Origin of the sequence: Phaeodactylibacter sp. (assembly GCF_040219495.1) — a bacterium.
Classification (GTDB): Bacteria; Bacteroidota; Bacteroidia; order Chitinophagales; family Saprospiraceae; genus Phaeodactylibacter.
On record NZ_JAVJSK010000021.1, the window covers coordinates 1 to 20795 of the forward strand.

The following is a 20795-nucleotide window of genomic DNA, read 5'->3' on the forward strand; positions in this document are numbered from 1 at the left end:
AAAATGCTGCCCACTGCCGCCTTTTAGCTGGCACCGGTACACAACATCAGCGCTGAACAGCTTTAAATTGGGGCGCATAGACTGCGTATTCTGCTGCTGCAGCGTATTGAGATCAGCAATACCGGCAATTTCAGGATAGAAGTGCTGAAGATAAGCTCTGACCACCTCCGGGTCGCTCATAGCCGACTTGAAGAAGCGGTCATCTGGTTGATGGACATTTAGACTGTGTTGGGATTTCACCCTTTGGGCTGCATTTGCCAAATTTTATCCTGCACTTCGTTGCTCTTCAGTCGCTTAGCTAAGGCTATGTGATTCAAGAATGGGCCCCTTTAATCCCATTCTTGAATGTATCGCGCCTTGTTCAGAATAAAATTTGACTACATTCGCTCCAAAAGCGAATTCCCAACACAGTCTTAGATTTTGGGGCATAGTACAGAGATTGCGTCTGCTCCGAAAATACAAAATTTGTTTAAAAAAGTATTTTTTTAACGCAAAATGTATTGAGTTGGTTTATGCATCCGCCCCTTCCTTCATGCGCTCGGCATTTTCCGTCACCTTCAGCTGCTCGATGATGGGGTCGAGGTCGCCTTCGATGATGGTCTGTAGGGGGAAGTTCTTGTGCTCCCCTTCGAGGCGGTGGTCGGTGACGCGGTTTTGCGGGTAGTTGTAGGTACGGATTTTACCCGCCCGGTCGCCCGAGCCCACGAGGGATTTTCGCTTAGCGGCCTGTTCGGACTCGTGCTGTTCGCGGCGCACCTCCATGATTTTCACGTAGAGGCGGTTGAGGGCAATTTCGCGGTTCTTGATCTGCGAACGGCCATCTTGGCTTTCTGATACGATATTGGTGGGGAGGTGGGTGATCCGAACGGCGGATTCCGTCTTGTTGACGTGCTGCCCGCCCGCGCCACTCGACCGGTAGGTGTCAATCTTCAGGTCGGCTTTGTTGATGTCTACATCTTCCATTTCCAGCTTGGGCATCACCACAACGGTAGCCGCAGAAGTATGCACCCTACCCTGGGATTCAGTTTGGGGAATGCGCTGCACGCGGTGCGCACCGGACTCAAACTTTAGCAAGCCGTAGACATCATCGCCCCTGACTTCCAGTACGATTTTGTTGTAACCGCCCACCGTTCCTTCATTTACGCTGACGGTCTCCGTTTTGAGCCCTTTGGTGTCAAAGTAGCGGGAGTACATACGGTACAGATCGCCGGCAAACAGGCTGGCTTCGTCACCGCCTGTACCAGACCGGATTTCGAAGATCACGTCTTTGCTGTCTTCCGGGTCTTTTGGGATGAGGAGCATCTTGATGTCCTCTTCCATCTCTTCCTTTTTCGGAAGCAGCTCTTCGAGTTCCATCTTGGCCATATCGCGCATTTCGCCTTCTTCCTCTTTGATCATCTCCTGAGCGGTTTCGATATTGCCGATCAGCTCTGCGTAGGCATCGTGGGCCTTCACGATTGGCTGGAGGTCTTTATACTCCTTACCTATCTTGGTGTAGCGGTCCATATCAGAAAGGACCTTGGGGTCGGCCATCTGTTCTTCCAGGTAGAGGTAACGGTCTTTTATGGCTTCGAGCTTGTCCAGCATGATTCTTTTCGTTTGTTGAAGAGGGTAGAAAAAGTAAAAAGGAGAGGGATAGTGCGGTACACTACGCTACATGAACTGATACGGAATGGTATTGATGAGGATCATTCTACTTCAATTTGGACGGTAAAGTTAACACCTGTACCGCACAGACAAAACAAAAAGGAGCGGAATTTGAGTTCCCTGCCCGGGCTTTCTTATTTTTGCACCTCAATATGGCTAGAATACTCCACATAGAAACAGCGACAGATATCTGCTCCATCGCAGTCAGTGATGGGTTGCAATTGCTCAGCATACAAACGGCAGATGGTGTGCGGCAGCACGCGGCACAGATCACCCTACTGATTCAATCAGTACTCGAACAGGCCCGCCTCTCCCTGTCAGAAGTGGATGCCGTTAGTGTGAGTAGTGGCCCCGGGTCTTACACGTCCCTGCGGGTGGGCACTTCTACTGCCAAAGGCATCTGCTACACGCTGGATAAACCTCTGATTGCTGTAGACACTTTACAGTCCCTTGCCCTGGCCAGCCTGAACACGGAACGGGAAGAAGGGCTCTATCTGCCCATGATCGATGCCCGCCGTATGGAGGTCTACACCGCTCGCTTTGATGCCACCAATGAACGGCTCACTGAAGCCGCCCCTCTTATCGTGGCAGCGGAGACCTTTCAGGAGGAGCTGAATAAAGGCATCCCCCTGATCCTTTCCGGTAACGGCGCAGAAAAATGCAAAAAGGTACTCCCGGCATCCGGGGTCATCTACAGCCCGGTGGTTTGCTCGGCTGCACACCTGATCCCAATTGCCTTACAGCGGTACGAAGCGGAACAGTTTGAAGATGTGGCCTACTACAGGCCTTTTTACCTCAAGCCGCCGAATGTCACTAAGTCGAAGAAGAAATTGCTTTAACTTACTGCTTTAGTACCCTTAATGAGCGGACTGCCCCAAGTTCATTTTCCACCCGCAGCACATACCAGCCTTTCGGCAAATGGGAGAGGTCGACCGGCATGTTCGCGTAAGCGGATGGCTGTACACGCTGTCCCATGGCATTAAACACAGAGACCGTAGCCTGCATAGGGGCATTGACTAACTGCACCTCACCCTTTGTCGGGTTTGGGAAGGCCACAACGGGGAGGGCCTCTGGTTCTGAATCCAATGGGATTGGAGATAAAAGGTCGCTTAGCCGCCCCCAGAATCCACTATTAGGGCCATTGCTCGGGATCGTTTCACCGTTGAAAGCGCCCGTATTCCCAAAACTGCCTCCGGCATATAATTGCTGCTCACTGGAGAAGGCCAGGCACTCGATCAGGCCAAAGTCATTGGTGGGCAGCGTACGCAGCCACCGGGCATCGCCATCAGGTGTAAAAGCGGCAATGAGCCCCCAGATGATGCCGTCCTCGCCTACATCAGCACTCAGCCCATCCCAGCCGATTGCTCCCTGAAAGCCCCCGCCGAGGACTACAAAGTCACGCTGTACAGCGATACTCAGCCCATCCTGTACATCGGGGCCACCCAGTGCCCGGCCCCATAGCGGTGTTCCATCAGCGCTGTATTTGACCAGGAAACAGTCGTCATTGCCGTTACTGCTGGCAATACTGATTTCTTCGGATAGGTTCATGACCCCGATGATATTGCCGGTGGCGTAAAGGTTGCCGGAAGTGTCGATTGTGAGGCCCTGCAGGTTGTCGTCAATCACGCCGCCCAGGTCGCTTGCCCAAAGTGGCATACCGGTAGGGGAGAAGGCAGCGAGAAACACATCCTGATTGAAAAAACCGGCGTCGAGCGTAGTTCCGGCCAGTTCAGAAACGCCATTGAAATTGCCGCCCACGCCGATTTGACCTTCCGGGCCGACCGCCATAGCTGTAATGCGCAGGTCATCTGCTCCTCCGGCCTGAGTCACCCAGCGTAGTTGTCCATCGGGCGCATAGGCCGCAACAAAAAGAGAGGTGCTGCCCGGTTCAGCTTCGGTAAGGAGGGTGCTGTCTCCCAGTTCCAGGGTATTGCGGAAAAAGCCCGCAATGACAATAGAGCTATCAGGCAGGACACCCACATCAGCGATGTCTTTCAGCCCGTCGCCGCTCAGGCGCTTAGCCCATACTACGTCTCCGCCTTCCGACAGGCGTGCGAGGAATAGCGACCGCACACTGCTCCCTGTTTCCAGGAGCGTGTCCCCAAGAGGCAGGTTGAACCAGTAGCTGCCCGCCAGTGCGATATCGCCGTTGGGGAGCTCCGCCAGCCCGCTGACGGTCTCGTTCTCCTGATCGCCGCCCTCCAGGTACCATTCCAACACTCCGCCGGCATCGTACCGGGCGACAAACAAGTCTGCCCTGCCTTTGCTGTTGCTACCGCCCGCAAAAGGCGAAGAGCCGAAGTAGGTCCCGGCAACCACGGTCCCGCTGTTGCGTAGTGGCAAGAGCGCATCTACCGACTCGAAATTGTCCCCGTCTACGGTCTGTAGCAGCGGCCAGGTTTGGGAAAAGGCCAGAACGGGGCTAAACAGAAGGAGAAACCAGAGCGTTTTCATGCGGAATGAAATTTTATTGACACTTGCGGATTCTTAATCCGTTCATGGCGAAACGTTAAAATAACTAACTTCGCGCATCTTATTTGTAATCAATATTACACATCTATGAAAGCTAAATTGTTTTTCTCCCTGCTCGCACTGATCGGAATCACCGCACTAAGTGCCTGTGGTGATGGTGCCGGGGACAACGCGGAAGGTGGTACGCCTGAGATGGGCCAAACCGGCAATCCTACTATTGATGGCCTGACACAGGCTATTTCAGCCAACAGCGGCAATCCCGATTTGTATGTAAAGCGGGGTGATGTTTTCTATGAAAACCGCGGGTACGATGAAGCCATTCGCGATTATACCAAGGCGATCCAACTCGATACGACGCAGCCGGTCTACTACCATAAACTAGCCGATGCTTATCTGGATTATTTCAAGTCGCGGCAGGCGCTTGAGATCCTTAAAAGCGCCGCGCAGCGCTTTCCGGAAGACATTCCCACGCTGCTCAAGCTGAGCGAGTACCACCTCATTCTTATGCAGTACGAGGAGTCGATGAAAACAATAGACCGGGTGCTCAAAATTGATCCGCAGAATGCCGAGGCCTACTTTATGTTTGGTATGAACTTCGAGGAACGGAAAGACACCGTGCGAGCCATCAACAGCTATCAGGAAGCCGTAGAGCTTGACGCCAGTATCATCGGTGGCTGGGTAAACCTGGGGCAGCTGTACGCCGGGCTTGGCGACCCCCTGGCCTTGCGCTACTTTGACAATGCGACCCGTATCGCACCCAACAATATCACCGCTCTGCATTCCAAAGCCGATTATCTGACGGCAACGAACGATCTGGAAGGTGCCGTAGCGTTATACCGCCGGATTATTACCATTGACCCACAGTACGACGATGCCTACTTCAACTCAGGGTTGCTCTATCTGGATATGGACTCGCTCTCCAAAGCCGAGCAGCAGTTTGACCTCGCCGTCAAGGTTTCGCCTACGCATATCCGGGCTTATTACTTCCGCGGACTGAGCCGGGAGCTGCAAGGCAAACCGGCAGAGGCGGTCTCTGATTACGAACAAGCGCTGCGCATGGCACCGGATTATGAGCAGGCGCAGGAACGGCTGAACGGGCTCAAAGAAGCGGGGTAGATTAGACGTTGCGACGCCGGTAGCTATGTGCTGCCTTCTCATTTCTGCTTTCCATGCAACCTTTGGGCAACCGAAAGGTCATTACAGGTATAGACGATCAACAAGAAAGTCATGCATGCATTAAAGTCACCCGCTGTTGATTACAAACACCTGAAATTGGATTACGCAAGTACACATCAAGACATTGTCGAGAAGTGCAAGCGCGGCAATCGACGTGCCCAATTTGAGCTCTACCGGCTCTATTCCCGAGCGATGTACAATGTGTGTCTGCGTATGCTCCGGCATGAGCAAGACGCTGAGGATTTGTTGCAGAATTCCTTCGTTGATGTGTTTACCAAGCTCCACACCTTTAGATACCAATCGTCTGTAGGGGCCTGGATTAAGCGCATCGTGGTCAATAACTGTATCAATCATCTGAAGCGCAACCGGTTGCAACTGGAAGAACTGGAGGACCGCTTTGTGGCTGACGAATCAGCTGCAGATGCCAAAACTGCTGATGGCCCCGAGCTCAGTGTAGAGCTGATCAAGCGTGGGGTTCAGCAGTTGCCAGACGGCTACCGGGTGGTGTTTACCCTCTATGCTATGGAAGGGTATGACCACAAGGAAATCGCTGAAATTCTGGATGTTTCAGAAGCGACTTCCAAATCGCAATACAGCCGTGCCAAAAAGAAACTACGGGATATCGTGGGCGCAATGTCCTGAACATTAACCGTAGTGCCACATTCTATCACAGGGTAAGGCGGGGATGACCCGCTTTAAGACAAGTAAACTATGCACCGCGATCAATTTGAACAATTCATTCACGATAATCGGGACGCCTTCGATACCGATGTGCCCGAACTAAAGGCCTGGGGCGGTATCCGGCAGGAGCTGGACCACCGCAAACACCGCCGGTTGTTGCTATGGAAAGTAGTGGGGGTTGCAGCGGCGGTTGTCGGGCTGTTGTTTTGTGGCGCTGCACTGGGCGGCTACCTGAGTACTCCTGTACCTTCCGCTATCGTAGCCCTTGACGATGTCGGGGCGCAGTATGCCGCTCAGGAGGCGGCCTATCAAAAAGAGATTCAACAGAAATATCAGCAGCTGGTAAGCTATGAACAAGCCGGGGCTGTACAACAGGATTTGCAGCGCCTGGATGAGAGCATTATCGAATTGCGCAAAGAGTTGCAAGGCGCACCTTCCGGAAAAGCGGAGGAAATTGTTAAGCACCTGCTGGAGAACTACCGTGCCAAAGTGTATATCCTGGAACGCGTACTGAACCGCATCCAAATGGCTGATCCGGACTTTGAACCGGTCGTGCCCAAGAAAGCAAGAACGAATGACCGGATTCTATAAGCCGTCGAATAAGAGTTGGTTAGGGTTTTATGCTTCAGTCTGCTCTTGCCAAATTTCGCCCTGTTTTTCGTTGCTCTTTGGTCACTTAGCCAAAGTTATGCTCCCTTCCTGCGCCTTGATTAGAGCAAAATTTAGCGACGGTTGCTCTAAAAGCAAAAGCCCAATAAGCTTTAAGGCCAGTTTTGGGAGTTTTATCGCTCTTTTCCTCACCCTAACCGTATCGGCTCCTTTGCAAGGGCAGGCTTCTTGTGATTGTGAGACCTTTTCACGGCTCATAAAAAAAGACTATGAAGTTTACCCTACGGTGCTGGTCAACATCTCCAATAAATACGGGTCGGTCAGCGTGGAAGGTTGGGCGGAAAACCGTATCCGGATCGAAGCATTAACTGAAGTGCAGGCAGAGAACGAAGAAGCAGCCGGCCGGGTATTTGATCGGATTCAGACCGAAATAAATATACAACAGCGCCTGGTCAATATCCAAACGGAAATAGCGCCTGCCCAAAGCACCTGGTGGCCTTTCCCGGGCGCAGAGACTACCGATTATTCAGTGTCCATAAGGGTTTTTCTTCCACAGCCGGCCTCCCTCTCCCTGCTCAATAAGCGCGGCAGGGTAGCACTGAGGAATGTTACGGGCAATATCTCTGCCGAAGTCATCAGTGGAGACGTGTTTGGATCTGAGCTCAAAGGAGAAGTGACCCTCAATCAAAAAGATGGCGCCATCAACCTCGAACAAATCACCCGACTGAATGCCGATTTGGTTAATGTTGAAGGGAGCCTGACCACCGCCAAGTGGATCAAAGTGCGGAGCCGTTCTTCCGTCCTGAAGTTCCGGAATATTGACCGCCTGGAAAGCGAGACCCGCTATGATAATTATTTTGTCGATGGAGGTGGGACGTTCACTAACGAAGGCCGGTTTGATGAAATTTCGCTGGATCAGGTACGCGAAGTCAAAGTGCATACTGCACTTTCGCGGCTTTATCTGAATGAAATCGGCTACAAAGCAGAAATCGAAGCGGACAGCAGCCGGGTTCGGGTGACCGATCTGCCCCGGCAGTTCCGGCACCTGGATCTCAAGGGGCGGTTTACCGATTTCAGGCTGGTATTGAACCCGTTGGTGAACTGCCGGTTAAGTGCGGTGGCACAGCATGCCGGGATCCGTTATCCACGTGCCCTGCAGCTGACCGAAGAGACGGAGAGCAGTGACCGCCACACCGTCAACGGGTACTTTGGGCAACGCCATTCCAGTGCCGGCCTGGTGGAGGCTTTCATAAACTACGGTGGGCTAACGATAGAAGCCGACTGACGATGCGGGGTTGAATCGGGATTTTGTTATATTGAAGGCCAATTACCGAATTCAACCCAAATTATGAAGATAACATTCTGCGGAGCCGCTCAGGAAGTCACAGGCAGCGCTCACCTGATTACCCTCGACGATGGCTACACGATCCTTCTGGATTGCGGGCTATATCAGGGGAGTGATAAAGACATGAAAGACTTCAATGAGCAATGGCCCTTCGATCCCGCCAAAATAGATTGCCTAATCCTTTCCCATGCCCACATCGACCACAGCGGGCGTATTCCAAAACTGGTTAAAGACGGTTTTAGCGGGGACATCCACTGCACCCACGCCACGCGAAGCCTGTGTGCGATCATGTTGATGGATAGCGCAAAGATTCAGCAGTACGATGCGGAGTACCACAACAAGCGGCTGCGAAAAAAAGGCAGGGAGGACGGCTTCGTTGACCCCCTGTACACCCCAAAGGACGCCGAGCAAGCCTGGAACCTTTTTGAGGGGCACGGCTACAATCGGTGGGTTACTATACGCGATGGGGTGGAGGTCCTCTTCAGGGATGCCGGCCATATCCTCGGCAGTGCCTCGGTAACGATCCGGGTAGATCAGCTGGGGCGCAAAACCATGATTGGATTTACCGGTGACATTGGCCGGCCCAACCGCCCGATCCTCCGTGATCCGGTCCCAATGCCCGAAGTGGACTTCCTGATTTGTGAATCGACCTACGGCAATAAGGACCACGATAACGCGCCGAATGAAATCAAGCGTTTTAAGCATATCATTGAGCGCACTTGTGTGGAGAAAAAGGGCAAGCTCATTATTCCGGCGTTCAGTATCGGCCGTACACAAGAAGTGGTTTATATGCTGGACCAATTAGCCTCCGCTGGCGAATTGCCCCGAATACCGGTGTACGTTGACAGCCCGTTAGCCGTCAATGCTACCACCATTTTTGGCGCCCACCCTGAATGCTACGACAATGAACTGAATGAATACCTGCTGGAAGATGATGACCCGTTCGGCTTTAACGGGCTGAAGTATGTCCGGAAGGCTTCGGTCTCCAAGGAGTTAAACCAATCCAAAGACCCCTGTATCATCATCAGTTCTTCGGGTATGATGAATGCCGGGCGGGTGAAGCACCATCTTTATCATCATATTGTGGAGGAGCAGAACACCTTCCTTATTGTAGGGTACTGTGCGCCTCATACACCGGGCGGACAGCTTCGGGATGGTGCCACTGAAGTGCGGGTTTTCGGGCAGACCCGGCCAGTCAAAGCCGATATCGAAGTCATGGATTCTTTCTCCGCCCACGCCGACCGGCACGAAATCCTGGATTTTCTGAAGAACCAGAAGAAGAGCCTCCGGCAGTTATTTTTGGTGCATGGTACATTAGACCGGCAGGAGGCTTTCCGGGAACTGTTGAATGAGGATGGTTTCGCCAACGTGGAGATTCCATCGCTTCATCAGGAATACCGGATTTGATCCCCTCTTCCTACAAGCGCTAAAAGCAGAAGCCCCGCAGGGACACTATCGTGCCTGCGGGGCTAACATATTAGGGAACACTGCTCCATCTGCGGCAGGGTATACTACCAGAGCACTCTGTTTTATTCGGATTGCTTGCTTTGCTGAATCTTATTAAGCAGAAGAGCAGCTTTCATCATGAAATCTTCATGGTGGTCGCGGTACTCATTGTGGATCATCATTAATCGGGCTGCATCGTAGGCTGCGGACTTGGGTACAATCTGCCGGTCTGCAATTGGGTGTAGCCAGTACTCCAGGTTATTGGAACGCAGGTAGCTGCGGTCATGATCAAAATTGATCACCTTAGAAAGCTTGTTGAGGGAGAAGAGGTAGTCTGTCTCCTTGTTCAGGTCTTTCTGAAGGTCAATAATGTTGTAGCGGTCGAAGCGCCCTCCGGAGCGCTCACAGAGGAACACATCACGGCGGCCATCAAAAGTGACCAGATCCCGGAAACGGTACTTGCGCAGATTCTTAGTCAGGAAGTTCTTGATCGGCATACGGGAAGGGCGCAACTGATTAAAGGACCCGGCCAACTGCTTCTCATCCAGCCGGAACTCTTCATCGAAAGGTCTGCGGCGGTGCGTACGCATATTGATGACTTCCTTAACCCGGCCAACTGTGTGTCCCAGCTCATCTACTTTAGAGTAGACGCTCACAAAATCGACATTGGCGTTGTTAATGAAGGTCTCTATGAAGATCCGGTTGGTGTCTTGCTCAAAAACCAGCAGGCAGATTTCACTGATCGCGTAGAAATTGGGATATCCTCCGTAAATGTTGCCGTACTTTAATTCTAGAAATGCAATGTTATTGTTCACGGTTTAAGGAGATTAAATGTTGGTTTATTTAATTGTGTTCCGTCAGTTTTCTCGTTCCAATGCATGATTTGCTCGGTTACCAGGGTTTTTCGTTTTAGATCCATTTGGCTTGGGCAAAAAGCATTTCTATTCGCAAGTTATACAGAAAATTCAAATCCATTAAATTTTGAAAGGTCGAAATTTTAATAAAACCTTGAATATACTTGTCTTTGGAGGTCAATACCCCTCATTTGGCCCTAACGTAGTGTTTCACAAATAAGCTACCGGTTTAGTTTAAGATCAGAGGAACAAAAACTTGCCTTTTTCGTAAATTTTCTCTCCGTCGGCATAGATTTCCCCCTCCTGAGTCATATCTGTGATCATATCCCAATGCACGGTAGACTGGTTTTTACCGCCGGCCTGCAGGTAAGATTGGCCAATAGCCATGTGCACGGTGCCGCCAATCTTTTCGTCAAACAGGATGTTCTTCGTCATCTGCTGAATACGGTAGTTGGTACCGATGGCTGCCTCTCCAAACCGCCTTGCGCCTTCAATCTGGAAGATCTGGTCCAGAAAGCCCTTGCCCCTCGTCGCTTCCCACTTTTCCACATAACCGTCTTTGACGTAGAGGGTTGCGCCTTCCACTTCATGCCCCATGTACAGGGCCGGATAGGAAAAACGGATCACTCCGTTAACGGAATCTTCAAGCGGGGAGGTGTAAACTTCTCCGGAAGGCATATTGGTGCGGCCGTCGGAGTTGATCCACTTTCTGGTTTTATCGATCCTGAAGCTGATGTCCACCCCGTCGCCCTTGTAGTGGACCTCTTCGCGCTCATTGAGCAGGTCAACAATTTGCTGCTGTTGCTCGCGCACCGATATCCAGCTTTGGATGGGGTCTTCGTCGTACAAGCGGCAGGCATTGAACACAAACCGCTCGTATTCTTCCAGTGACATTCCGGCTTCCTGCGCATTGGCGAGGGTGGGGTATTGGCAAAGGCTGCGGCGCATGTCCAGCGTAGCGGTGCGTTCGAAGTACCGTTTCATCACCGGCGCGTGGGCTTCCTGACGGATTTTGCGCTTCGCAGGGTCTACATTCTGGTCTTCCCGCAGGTTGTACGGTGCAATGATGTAGAGGTAGGTGTCAAACGCCTCCATTGCCTTTTTGTAAAGAGGGGAGATCGATTGGAGCTGCGCTGTTCCAGCCTCTTCCAGTAGTATGCGGCCCTGTTCCCGAAAAGCAAGATCGGTTTCTACAACGGCGCCCGCCCGGACCGCTTCGCGGAAGACTTCCCGGACCAGCGGTTCTGCGAGGGTGGTGCTGCGCAGGTACATCTTGTCGCCAGGCTTGGTGCTCAGGCAATAGTGTACCAAAAGGTGCGCATACTTCTGAAGCATGTTTTCCATAGCATATTATATTTAAGAGCGTGTTGGGACTTTAGTAGCCTGCCTGTCGAACACTTCGACACGCAGGCAGGTTTGCTTATACTTCGTCCCGAAAATCCTTCCCGCAAACTGCGGGGTGGGCTATCTAGCTAAGGCTAAACTCCGGTTTTCGTGCCTCGCCTAACCAAAAAAATGTTAGTTTTCGACTAGTAGACGAAAGTGCCAACACGTTCTAAAGCTTGCGGGTCAGGCTTTCAAATCAAAGCAGTGTAGTACCAAAGGCACTGCACTGCCCGTAAATTTCGCATTCAGGCTGTGCCGCCTTACATCAGCAGCTGTTTCATATCCACGCGTTTGCGGATGATGCTTTCCAGCTGATCTACCGGCACGCGTTCCTGTTCGAGTGTGTCCCGGTCGCGGATAGTCACGGTTTGGTCGTCCAGGGCTTCAAAATCTACCGTCACACAGAATGGTGTACCAATAGCGTCTTGCCGGCGGTAGAGCTTGCCAATACTGCCGGTGTCATCGTACTGTACATTAAAGGACAACCGGAGCGTGTTGAAGATGTCCGTAGCCATCTTGACGAGGCGCTCATCATTCCGCTTGAGCGGCAAAATCGCGCATTTGATCGGCGATAAAGCCGGGTGCAGCTTCAGTACTTCACGTGTGCTCTCTTTCCCATTGGCACTGGTAATGGTCTCTTCCTGCAGGGCCTGAGACATCGTCGCCAGGAACATACGGTCGCAGCCGATAGAAGTTTCCAAAACATAAGGTACGTAGCTTTCCTTCGTCTCCGGGTCAAAAAACTGCAACTTCTTGCCCGAAAGCTCCTGATGAGCGCCCAGGTCAAAGTCAGTCCGGCTGTGAATGCCCTCCAGCTCTTTAAAGCCAAACGGGAAGTTAAACTGAATATCAGCTGCGGCATCAGCGTAGTGAGCGAGGTTTTCGCCGTGGTCGTGGAAGCGCAGCATTTCTTTAGGCGTACCCAGTGCCAGGTGCCACTTCAGGCGGGTTTCCTTCCAGTATTCGTACCATTTCATCTGCTCACCGGGCTTGATGAAGTACTGCATCTCCATCTGTTCAAACTCCCGCATGCGGAAGATGAATTGCCGGGCTACAATTTCGTTACGGAACGCTTTGCCAATCTGCGCAATACCAAATGGCAGCTTCTGCCGGGTCGTTTTCTGTACGTTCAGGAAATTGACAAAAATGCCCTGTGCCGTTTCCGGACGGAGGTAAAGCTTGCCCTCGGAGCCAGCGATATTGCCCAGTTGGGTGGAGAACATGAGGTTGAACTGCCGGACATCTGTCCAGTTGCGGGAGCCGGTGTCCGGGTCAGCAATACCCAGGTCCTCAATCAGCTTCCTGAGGCCTTCCAGATCGTTGTTGGACATGGCAGCGCCCAGACGGGCTTCAATCGCAGCGTGCTCGCTGATGTAGCCTGATACCCGTGGGTTGGTCTCCCGGTACATGGCCTCATCGAAGTCATCGCCAAAGCGTTTTTTTGCTTTTTGGATTTCCTTGTCAATCTTGCCCTCGATTTTCTCCATGTGGTCTTCCACGAGCACATCAGCCCGGAAGCGGCGCTTACTGTCTTTGTTGTCAATGAGCGGGTCGTTGAAGGCATCAACGTGGCCGGAGGCTTTCCAGGTTTTGGGGTGCATGAAAATCGCTGAATCCAGGCCCACGATGTTATCGTGCATCTGCACCATGCTCTTCCACCAGTAATCCTTGAGGTTATTCTTGAGCTCGACGCCATAGGGGCCGTAGTCGTATACGGCACTCAGGCCGTCATATATTTCACTGGATTGATAAATGAAGCCGTATTCTTTGCAGTGGGCTACCAGTTTTTTGAATAGGTCGTTTTGCTGTGACATAGGGTCCTGATTAATTATACGGGGCAGTCTTCTACTGCACTGCCCTTTTCGAGCCCGCTAAGGTCGTAAAAACATCAGTTATCCGGAACTGAATACCCGGAAAATAAAGAGATTTAAGGCTGAAAGAGAAAGGCACGTGTGCGTTCCAGCAAGCCTTGTTCGGCTTCCCAGTGGGGGAGCTGCTGTGCCTGTGCCTCTATAATTTGCCCGTAAGCCGGGCGTGTATCGTAGAAGCGGGCGCTGAGCAGGGCTAAGGTTTGCCGCCCGCTACCGAGCAAAGCAGAGCGGTTGTTGGCGAAGACCTCCGGCCATTGGGGGAGCACCAGGTTTTCAAACATTTCGGGCGTACCATAAATCGTCCACCTCAGCCAGGGGCCTTCGCCCCGGTAGTCAGTGATCTGTAGTACGTAAACAGCTGGCGCATCGCCGGTGGTGCTCACCCGAAGGGTGTCAGCCGCTCGTTCTAAGTTGAACTGGGCACCGGTAGCTGGTATGCTGCCTGGCAATGCCCCGACTATTTTATTGTACCGGTTGGCAGAAAAAGGAAGCCCTTCAAAGGTATTTTCTTCCTGAGCCAGAAGGCGGAAACCACCGGGCAGGCTTGCCGGCACAAGCGGGGCAAAACTGCCGCTGACCAGGTCGGGCATAGAGGAATAGTCCAGGACTGCTTCTCCATCCGGGCCCTGGCCGAACACCCGGTACCGCCAGCTGCGGGTATTGGGCAGGCTGATAGGGCCGGCCTCCACCGGTATCGGCAAGGTGTTGTACTCAAAGGTGAAGGCATCGTCATTGGCGGAGGCTGCCCAGAGGTAGCGGGGCGTGCCTTCTCCGTTGGCTTGTATGGTGGCATAAGCCGGCGCTCCTTCCGGTACCTGCAACGCAAAGCTTAGCAGGTCGGCGGCAGGGTCTATAAAAATGTCGCCACCAAAGATTTCTTTGCTCTCGGCGGGCCAGAGCAGGGTTTCCAGACTGCTTACCCCATTCACGGCTACTTCCCATTCCACAGGAGCAGGAGCAGGCAGCGTATCCCATACCAGGCCATCTGGCGCATTGAGGAGGGTCGTAAGGTTGAAGACCGTACGGGCTGTATTATCGGCTGCTGCCGTAGAAGTGATTTGCAGGAAATTTAGGTTGGGCTGTTCGGTACAGCTTTCCGGTTGCAGCAGCACACTGCTCTGGCTTTCTGCCATCGTCCGGGCTCTGATTTCCCCGCCGGCATCGGTTAACCAAAACCAGTTGCCCTGGCTTTCGAAGGTGGGGGTGTTCCAGGTATACACAGGAAGCGTGCAGTCCTGGTCGTCATCATCTTTGTTGCATCCGCTCCAAAGCCCAATGGCCAGGATTAGTAAGAGCGATAAACGGTTCATAGGTCGTAATTTAGTTCGTTTTTGGAATCAGTTTCAAAAATAGGGAATTCCCCTCAAAAGCAGAGTGCCTGAAAAATATACTACACTGCATAGGGGAACAAGTTCCCTGCTGGCATCAAAGAACTGGAAACAACAAAAATATCAAAGTTATGAATACTATTCTCAGAGCTATTGTGATCTTAATCCTCCTTGGATTCGCAATGTCCGGCAAAGCACAGGAGACCCGCAAACTGGAACATTTTGACGCTGTATCAGTAACCGGCGACATTTCGGTCACCCTGGTGCAGGGGGATGCGCCCTCGGCCATGATCGAGACAGATGGTATCGATGCGGATGATATCACCCTTTACGTAAAAGGCAAAACCCTGAAAATTCAGCTGATTGAGGGGCTGTTCAGTGATTTTGACCGCGTGGAGATCACCCTGACCTACACCAAGTTGAGGGCTATTAAGTCGAGCGCTGGAGCTTCTGTGCGCACTGCCGGCACCCTGACCGGTGATGAGCTCAACCTGAGAGCCTCTAGTGGGGGCGAGCTTTTCGTTGAGGTGGCGGTCAACGCTATTGAGGCGTCGGCTTCTGAGGGCGGAGTGCTCACCATCTCTGGCGAAACGGAAGACCAGGAAGTATCGGTTTCCACCGGTGGGGTGTACGAAGGGCTGGAACTACAGTGCATGCGCACTTACGTAAAGTCAAACACCGGCGGCATGGCTGAAGTGGTGGCCAATAAGCGGTTGGATGCCAACGCAAACACCGGCGGTAGCATTGAGTACGCCGGTGATCCGGAAATCAAAAACATGCGGTCGCTGATTTCGGGCGGGATCCGCAAACTGTAAGCCCTTGCCGGGGCTTCCCGGGTTGAGCGAAAGTACATAGTCTAACGCTTTGGGAAAAGCAGATTTTGCCGATTGGCGGCAGCTGAGGGTACGCCTCACGACAAGCCGGAAAAGATAGAGGGTGGGCGCGAACGTCCACCCTCTATGCCTGTTGGGCTACTTCCAGATATTATAACCGCCCTTGAGGTCGTAGATTTCCTTAAAGCCTGCGGCTTTTAGTTTTGCAGTGGCCTTGGCGCTGCGATTGCCAGAGCGGCAGTACAGCATCAGGGGTTCATTCTTGTCGAACTTGCCCTCCACTTGCTGCACGAAGTCTTCATCAAAGAAATTGATCAGCTCAGCCCCTTCGATATGGCCAGCATCGTACTCTTTGGGCGTGCGTACATCGAGCAATTGCAGGGCGTCAATAGAAGCCATCTTTTCCTGGTACGCCTGTTTAGGTAGTACAAATTCGTTTTCCTGTGCCGTCTGACTCTGGCAGGCATTCATCGTAAAAACAGCAAGCAGTGCGATAAACAGTGTCTTATGCATTGGTGTCAATTTTTTGCAAATATAAGAGGATATGCTCCATGTATTCAGTAATGCAGATCACCGGGCGGTCTACAACCCCAACTGTAAGGTGATGCCAATCTGGAACTGCAGGGCAGTCGTAGGGGTAATACGCTCCTCGAACACCTCTATGGGGTCATCAAAAACGGCAGGCGGGTCATCCATTCGGACAAGGTAGCGGGCGCTGCCTCCCATCACGTAGGTACAACGGGCATCGAGCAGTATATCCGGCCGGGCGCTCAACCGGGCCTGCACGCCCGCACCAAGCCCGGCACTGAAGGTGTTGTCATTGAGTTCAGGATAGGCTTCGATCAGTTCTTCTTCTCCTTCATCAAACAACTGCACATATTTCGTGCGGGTGTAGGGGCGCCGTAGCCCGAGGAGCCCATCTGCGTACGGTTGCAGGAAAAAGCCGGTAAAAGGCTTGAACCTGAGGAGAACATGCCCAAGCAGCATGTTGGAACGGGTACGCAGTTCATAGTTTTCCGCAAAGCCATTCTGCGTAGTGGTAAAGCTGACCACTTCTTCATCAAAGCGCACCACGCTGAAGTCGAGCCCGGCAAAAACCGGCCGGCCCGGGCCGATTTGGAAAAGCACTTGCCCCCCTCCGCCGATACCATTCTTATCGAGTGCTTCCCGAAAGCCTTCTACGGGGTTCAGGACTGCAAAGTGGCCGCCAATCTGTATGTAAAAAGGATAGCGCTCCGCTTCGCCATCCTGTGCCCTCAGCGAAGAGGCACTGGCAAAGAGCAAACTGCAAAGGAGGAAGATTCTTAGCATCATGTATACCGGTTGTTCTAATTGCCGAAACACCAGGCACGAAAAAACAGTTGGCTGCAAACCTTTGAATTACCGTAATGTAAAGGTAAATTGCTATGAAAATTTGTTGTAAACCCAAAAAAGGGATAATTTTAGACCATGTTGGGATTTTGGTCTTCTGGTCGAAAACTAACAATTTTTTGTTTAGACAAGAACCGAAAACCGGAGTTTAGCCTTAGCTAGATAGCCTGTCCCGCAGTTTCCGGGAAGGATTTTCGGGGCGAAGTATAAGCAAAAAAGTGTCCCGGTGCACCAGGACAGACCGATTACTAAAGCCCCAACACGATCTTATAGCGCGTAAAACAGTGACCTCGTCAAAAAACAGCGTCTATTTTAGAGCAATCCCCAACCAAAAAAGCTAAATTCATCTTATTAGAAACATTACTAAACCAAAGACCTCTATGAAATTCGAGATTTTTCAGAGTGAGAATAACGAGAAGTATTACTTCCGCCTTAAAGCCAAAAACGGGCAGATTATTCTTTCCAGCCAGGGCTATTCGAACAAATCAGGTGTCAAAAATGGCATCGAAAGTGTTAAGAAAAACGCGACAAACGACGACTGCTTTGATCGCAAAGAGGCGGCAAACGGTAAGTTCCACTTCAACCTGCTCGCTATGAATAAGCAAATTATTGGCAGCAGCCAGATGTACGCTGCAAAGTCCGGTATGGAAAAGGGCGTTGAGTCCGTTAAAACCAATGCCCCGGAAGCAACCATAGAAGACCTCTCTGTAGAGGGTTAGTAAAAAGGTTGACCGGCCACAAGGAAAAGCTTCTGCGGCATACGTTTGCAGAAGCTTTTCTTGTAGTGTGCTCGTCGCTAAGCCACTTTCGAACCTACTCTTTATTTTAGCGCATCACCAGATACGACAAAATATGCCTGCTCCCGTTCAACGTATTAATGCATGGTCCAGCCCCCGCAATATCAGCACCGCTCTGATGTACGCCTTCCGGCAAAGAAATGACACGACGGTGGTGGATGAACCGCTTTACGCCCACTACCTGACCCACGGGCAAACAGAAGCAGTGCACCCCGGCGCTTCGGATATCCTCGAAAGCCAGCTCAATGAGGGCGATGAGGTGGTACGCAAAGTGCTCATGGGGGCTTACGAAGCACCGGTCGTTTTCTTTAAGCAAATGACGCACCACTTGGTGGCTATGGACGAGTCCTTTTTGCAGCACATGGATAATATTATGCTCATCCGGGACCCCCGGGCGATCATCGCTTCCTACGCTAAGGTGATTCCCAATCCCGGTATTGATGACATTGGAGTGGAACAGCAGTATTATCTTTTCCAAAAGCTGCAGGCCATGGGTACGCTCAGAGCGGTTGTCGATGCCCGTCAGCTTTTACTGAACCCGCCCGGTGTGCTGCGGCAGCTGTGTACATGCCTGGGGCTGGCCTTTGACGAAAGTATGCTGGAATGGCCAGCCGGGCCGTGTCCGGAAGATGGCGTATGGGCCTCTCACTGGTACGGCCGGGTACACACCTCCACAGGGTTTCAGCCCTACACGGAACGTACTTATGAGCTGCCTCCTGCACTAGAAGGTCTCGCAAGACAGTGTGCGCCTTACTATCATACTTTGTTTGAGGTAGCACTCAAAGCTGATGTGGCATAGCCCGGCTTCAGGTAAATATGCTTGTGGATTTTTGACGTAAAATCCTTAACTTGTCGGGGATTCCAATAGTCTGACTGAGAGCGAGTTCGAATGGGTGCTGTCCTGGAAGCCAGGAAAATACGCTTTATTAAGGCGTTTGGTGACTCTGGAAGCAGGAAGGCGGCAGTAGTCTGTTGGGGGAGCTTGGTTCAAAAATAGAGCCATCACTTAACCTGATTAAAGCTTACCGAAAAACCGAAATCCAGCGCGCCCTAACGGTGGCCTTCAAATATGCAAAAGCAACGACTCCATATTGTCTATCATATTGGCTTTTTAGTGCTACTGGCATTGAGTGGGAAGTCTCAGTCTGATGTAGTAACCGAGCACGCTTTGCAAGACTCCCTTGAGCAAGCTAAAGGCGGAAAAGACTATGCTTACTGGCTCAAAGAACTGGCTTGGCATTATAAGTCGGACCGCCCCGCTACGGCACATAGCTACGCCAACAGCTCGTTGGAAATCGCCAGGCAGCTTAATGACCAAGAAGCAATAGCAGATGCCCTGCATGTGGAAGGTGCAATCTTCTGGTATCAGGGTAATGTTGCTGAGGCCTCCAAAGCGTTCTTTCAGGCGCTGGAAATCCGGGAAAAGATCAATGATAGAATGGGGCTGGCCCGCTCTTACAATAACATCGGGAACCTTTACAGCTGGCAAAATAACTTAGAAGAAGCCACTCGTTATTATAAACGTTCTATGGACTTGCGGCAGGAGCTGAAGGACCATGAGGGGAGGGTCTATTCCCTGGTGAGCTTGGCTGAAGTGGCAGCTAAGCAGAATCGCTTGAAGCAAGCGGAGCAGTATGGGGTAGAGGCACTGGAGTTGGCCCGGCGTATTGGTAAGCCTGATGCCGAAGCATTCTGTTATGAGCACCTGGGGCAGATTATGCTGAGTAAGAATCAGCTGGGTGCCGCACTGGATTATTTTCAGGATGCCGCCGTCATCAACCGGAAGCAGGAAAACCAAAATCAGCTGGCTGATAACCTAAGGGAAATCGCTGAAGTCAAAACCCGGGAAGGAGATTTTCAGACGGCTATCAACTCTCTGTATAAATCCGTTGATATCAGTCGGGGCATCGGCGCCAAGGATCTGGAAGCCATGGGGCTTAAAAAACTAAGTGAGAACTTCGCTGCGCTGCAGCAGTACGATAGTGCCTACTTTTATGCCATCAATTACGAAGACGTTGATGAAAAAATCACTAGCGACAAACAAGCCCGGATCCTTTTCGATGTGCAGGAGCAGTATCGTTCCCAAATGGAAAAAACAGGTTTGTTGCTAAAACAGCAGCGTAGTAATCGCTTGCTGATATGGATTTCTGCCATTAGTGTCCTACTGCTTATCGTATACGTTTACTTCATAGGTGCCAAAAACCGCCGGCTTCAGCATACAGAGCGGCAGGTTAAAGAAAAAGCAGAAGAAATTGAACGTGTCAATAAAGCACTTGCCATTCACAATGAGGATCTGCGGCAGTCCAATGATGCACTGCGGCAGTTTGCTTACGTTGTGTCTCACGATCTGCGGGAACCACTGCGCACTATCGGCTCCTTTACGACCCTCCTTGCCCGGCGTTTCCCTAAGCACATTGATGCCCAAAGCCAGGAATACATTGACTTCATCGTGAAAGGTACTGAACATATGAGCTTGTTGCTCGATGGCTTGCTGACCTACGCCCACGTCAGCAACACCGAGGTGCTGGACCAAGAGCCTCTAAATCTCAATCAGCTGATTAAAAATATTTTAGAAATATTAGACACCGAAGTAGTGGAAAGGAAAACGGAAGTCTACTTAGATAACTTGCCGGTGGTCATGGGCAACCGTGCCTTGCTTTCTCAACTTTTTCAGAACCTCATTGCCAATGCATTGAAGTTTAACGACAAACCTGAAAAGAAGGTCTGGATTCATTATCAAAGCACAGGCAATATGCATCAGGTTACGGTAGAGGATAATGGAATTGGTATTGATGAATCTTATAAATCTAAAGTTTTTCAGATCTTTCACCGGCTTGAGAAAAATAAGTACAAAGGTACCGGGCTGGGACTGGCCATTTGCCAGAAAATTGTGGCACGCCACCGAGGCAAAATTGAACTGGCCTCAGAGCCAGGTAAAGGGACCCGCTTTACGGTGCACTTACCAAAACAAGCTTAATA

General features: G+C 51.5%; 19 protein-coding genes. 10 read left to right on the forward strand and 9 right to left on the reverse strand.

Annotated features, from left to right (window positions below; all coding sequences use genetic code 11):
- Both RIC19_RS03865 and prfA read right to left on the reverse strand, forming a co-directional pair.
- On the reverse strand, window positions 1-240 hold a 240-nt coding region (locus RIC19_RS03865), incomplete at its 3' end, for an Rpn family recombination-promoting nuclease/putative transposase (protein ID WP_350176973.1).
- Between the two features lie 270 nt (window positions 241-510).
- Window positions 511-1587 carry a peptide chain release factor 1 gene (prfA, locus tag RIC19_RS03870; RefSeq protein ID WP_350176974.1) on the reverse strand — a complete coding sequence of 359 codons (1077 nt, stop codon included), beginning with the start codon at window positions 1585-1587 and terminating at the stop codon, window positions 511-513.
- 212 nt (window positions 1588-1799) lie between these two features.
- On the opposite strand from prfA, the gene tsaB reads away from it, so the two are divergent.
- On the forward strand, window positions 1800-2486 hold the full coding sequence (gene tsaB / locus RIC19_RS03875) for a tRNA (adenosine(37)-N6)-threonylcarbamoyltransferase complex dimerization subunit type 1 TsaB (RefSeq protein WP_350176975.1): 687 nt from the start codon (window positions 1800-1802) through the stop codon (window positions 2484-2486).
- 1 nt (window position 2487) lies between these two features.
- On the opposite strand, the gene RIC19_RS03880 is transcribed toward tsaB, so the two are convergent.
- Window positions 2488-4101 carry a T9SS type A sorting domain-containing protein gene (locus RIC19_RS03880; protein WP_350176976.1) on the reverse strand — a complete coding sequence of 538 codons (1614 nt, stop codon included), beginning with the start codon at window positions 4099-4101 and terminating at the stop codon, window positions 2488-2490.
- Between the two features lie 105 nt (window positions 4102-4206).
- Between RIC19_RS03880 and RIC19_RS03885 the strand changes: the two genes are divergently transcribed.
- The 5 genes from RIC19_RS03885 to RIC19_RS03905 all read left to right on the forward strand — a co-directional run bounded on the left by RIC19_RS03885 (window position 4207) and on the right by RIC19_RS03905 (window position 9337).
- Complete coding sequence (locus tag RIC19_RS03885; protein WP_350176977.1) at window positions 4207-5235, forward strand: tetratricopeptide repeat protein; 1029 nt, start codon at window positions 4207-4209, stop codon at window positions 5233-5235.
- Window positions 5236-5346: 111 nt separating this feature from the next.
- Complete coding sequence (locus RIC19_RS03890) at window positions 5347-5937, forward strand: RNA polymerase sigma factor (protein WP_350176978.1); 591 nt, start codon at window positions 5347-5349, stop codon at window positions 5935-5937.
- A gap of 69 nt (window positions 5938-6006) precedes the next feature.
- Window positions 6007-6567 (forward strand): hypothetical protein, encoded by a 561-nt coding sequence (locus RIC19_RS03895; RefSeq protein WP_350176979.1) that lies wholly within the window; start codon window positions 6007-6009, stop codon window positions 6565-6567.
- 229 nt (window positions 6568-6796) lie between these two features.
- Window positions 6797-7870, forward strand: coding sequence for a DUF4097 family beta strand repeat-containing protein (locus tag RIC19_RS03900; protein ID WP_350176980.1), 1074 nt, complete (start codon window positions 6797-6799; stop codon window positions 7868-7870).
- 63 nt (window positions 7871-7933) lie between these two features.
- Complete coding sequence (locus RIC19_RS03905) at window positions 7934-9337, forward strand: MBL fold metallo-hydrolase RNA specificity domain-containing protein (protein WP_350176981.1); 1404 nt, start codon at window positions 7934-7936, stop codon at window positions 9335-9337.
- 122 nt (window positions 9338-9459) lie between these two features.
- Here RIC19_RS03905 and RIC19_RS03910 read toward each other — a convergent pair whose 3' ends face one another.
- The 4 genes from RIC19_RS03910 to RIC19_RS03925 form a co-directional block, all read right to left on the reverse strand.
- On the reverse strand, window positions 9460-10191 hold the full coding sequence (locus tag RIC19_RS03910) for a hypothetical protein (RefSeq protein WP_350176982.1): 732 nt from the start codon (window positions 10189-10191) through the stop codon (window positions 9460-9462).
- Between the two features lie 279 nt (window positions 10192-10470).
- Window positions 10471-11574: an aminopeptidase gene (locus tag RIC19_RS03915; RefSeq protein ID WP_350176983.1), complete on the reverse strand. Its 1104-nt coding sequence runs from the start codon at window positions 11572-11574 to the stop codon at window positions 10471-10473.
- A 302-nt stretch (window positions 11575-11876) separates the two neighbouring features.
- Entirely contained in the window at window positions 11877-13430 is a 1554-nt protein-coding gene (locus RIC19_RS03920) for a glycine--tRNA ligase (RefSeq protein WP_350176984.1), read from the reverse strand.
- 113 nt (window positions 13431-13543) lie between these two features.
- Window positions 13544-14797, reverse strand: a complete 1254-nt coding sequence (locus RIC19_RS03925) for a hypothetical protein (protein ID WP_350176985.1) — start codon at window positions 14795-14797, stop codon at window positions 13544-13546.
- 149 nt (window positions 14798-14946) lie between these two features.
- Between RIC19_RS03925 and RIC19_RS03930 the strand changes: the two genes are divergently transcribed.
- The gene (locus RIC19_RS03930) at window positions 14947-15630 is read left to right on the forward strand and encodes a head GIN domain-containing protein (RefSeq protein WP_350176986.1); all 684 of its coding nucleotides are present in this window, start codon (window positions 14947-14949) and stop codon (window positions 15628-15630) included.
- Between the two features lie 156 nt (window positions 15631-15786).
- On the opposite strand, the gene RIC19_RS03935 is transcribed toward RIC19_RS03930, so the two are convergent.
- Window positions 15787-16161 carry a rhodanese-like domain-containing protein gene (locus RIC19_RS03935; protein ID WP_350176987.1) on the reverse strand — a complete coding sequence of 125 codons (375 nt, stop codon included), beginning with the start codon at window positions 16159-16161 and terminating at the stop codon, window positions 15787-15789.
- 69 nt (window positions 16162-16230) lie between these two features.
- On the reverse strand, window positions 16231-16962 hold the full coding sequence (locus RIC19_RS03940) for a hypothetical protein (RefSeq protein WP_350176988.1): 732 nt from the start codon (window positions 16960-16962) through the stop codon (window positions 16231-16233).
- 437 nt (window positions 16963-17399) lie between these two features.
- On the opposite strand from RIC19_RS03940, the gene RIC19_RS03945 reads away from it, so the two are divergent.
- The 3 genes from RIC19_RS03945 (at window position 17400) to RIC19_RS03955 (ending at window position 20793) form a co-directional block, all read left to right on the forward strand.
- Window positions 17400-17738 (forward strand): YegP family protein, encoded by a 339-nt coding sequence (locus tag RIC19_RS03945; protein WP_350176989.1) that lies wholly within the window; start codon window positions 17400-17402, stop codon window positions 17736-17738.
- Between the two features lie 133 nt (window positions 17739-17871).
- On the forward strand, window positions 17872-18615 hold the full coding sequence (locus tag RIC19_RS03950; RefSeq protein WP_350176990.1) for a sulfotransferase-like domain-containing protein: 744 nt from the start codon (window positions 17872-17874) through the stop codon (window positions 18613-18615).
- A gap of 270 nt (window positions 18616-18885) precedes the next feature.
- Window positions 18886-20793, forward strand: a complete 1908-nt coding sequence (locus RIC19_RS03955) for a tetratricopeptide repeat protein (RefSeq protein WP_350176991.1) — start codon at window positions 18886-18888, stop codon at window positions 20791-20793.
- The last annotated feature ends 2 nt before the right edge of the window (window positions 20794-20795 follow it).